1 protein-coding gene is annotated in these 1,351 nt (G+C 61.4%); it reads left to right on the forward strand.

Annotated elements, in window-relative coordinates; translation table 11 throughout:
- Positions 1–476: 476 nt before the first annotated feature.
- Complete coding sequence (locus tag ACXRVY_RS29395; RefSeq protein ID WP_457266194.1) at positions 477–1,349, forward strand: GNAT family N-acetyltransferase; 873 nt, start codon at positions 477–479, stop codon at positions 1,347–1,349.
- The last annotated feature ends 2 nt before the right edge of the window (positions 1,350–1,351 follow it).

Below are 1,351 nucleotides of genomic sequence, written 5' to 3' on the forward strand. Positions count from 1 at the left end.
GAGGTTAGTCCGTAGATACTCAAATGCAATGCAACTTCCCGCGCTTGCGTTACTAGCCGGTTTCTGCCGGTTCCCACCGGCAGCTTCACGCCCTGAGGAAGTCAGTCAACCTAAATCGAGGTTCTTCAGGAGCGGTGAACCACGCTTGCTCAAGGCATTCAAGTAGGTGGTTTCATCTAGCACGAGGAATCACGCCAGGAAGGGCCGGGCAGCATTCCACTTGCCCGCGAAAGCTGCGCCGCGTTCTGTCTGATACGTCGCGTCGTCTGCATCGCGGGCAGGCCCGGCTCTTGCAGGTGCATGTTCCACCCTCGCTGACAGCAATCAGGCCTCGCGCTGAGGACAGTCCAATGGCGACGAACATGTTCTGCAGGTGACGTGACGACCTGGATCAATACTCGGGTTGAAGCTATACCGAAAGGGTTCAGAGTGGGGATGGACCACACGCTCGCTTAGCGACTGAGGAGTACTTCGCGGTGTCGAATCAGCTGGTCATACGCAACATGACCCGTCCCGAGCTGGACGAGCTCGTCGATTGGGCTGCCCGTGAGGGTTGGAATCCCGGCCTTCACGATGCCGAGCTGTTCTGGGCTACGGACCCTGCCGCCTTCATCGCGGCGTACCAGGGCGGCGAATTGATCGGCGGCGGTGCGATCACCTCCTACAATGGCGAATTCGGTTTCATGGGTTTTTTCATCGTCCGGCCTGAATATCGCGGTCAAGGTCTGGGCAATACCCTCTGGCACGCACGCCGCGAGCGACTCCTCGCCCGCCTGCACCCAGGTGCGAGCATCGGCATGGACGGCGTCTTCGCGATGCAGGACTACTACGCCAAGGGTGGTTTCGTCTTCTCCCATCGCAACATGCGTTTTCGTGCCAGGATCACCGAACGCCCGGCGACCTCGCAGGTAGACGGCCAGGATATCGTTCCGTTGGCCACCTTCCCGTTCGATCAGGTTGTCGATTACGACCGCACCTGCTTCCCCGCCACGCGCGCAACCTTCCTGAGCGGGTGGATAACCCAAGCCGATGCACTCGCCGTGGGTTGCCGGCGCGAGGGCGGGCTAAGCGGCTATGGCGTAGTAAGGCGCAGCCGGGAAGGCTACAAGATCGGCCCCTTGTTCGCCGATGACGCCCTGGCAGCCAATGCCCTCTACGCGCGCCTGGCGGAATTTGCCGAGGGTGGCCCGCTGTTTCTCGATGTTCCGGAGAATAACCCCGCCGCGATGGCGCTCGTGCACCAACAGGGCATGATCGAGGTTTTCGGCTGCGCACGCATGTACCTCGGCCCTCCTCCGGCGATCGCGCACGAACGTGTGTTCGGCGTCACGACCTTCGAGCTGGGCTGATG

The sequence above is a fragment of the Pseudomonas sp. P5_A2_2 genome (assembly GCF_054177685.1).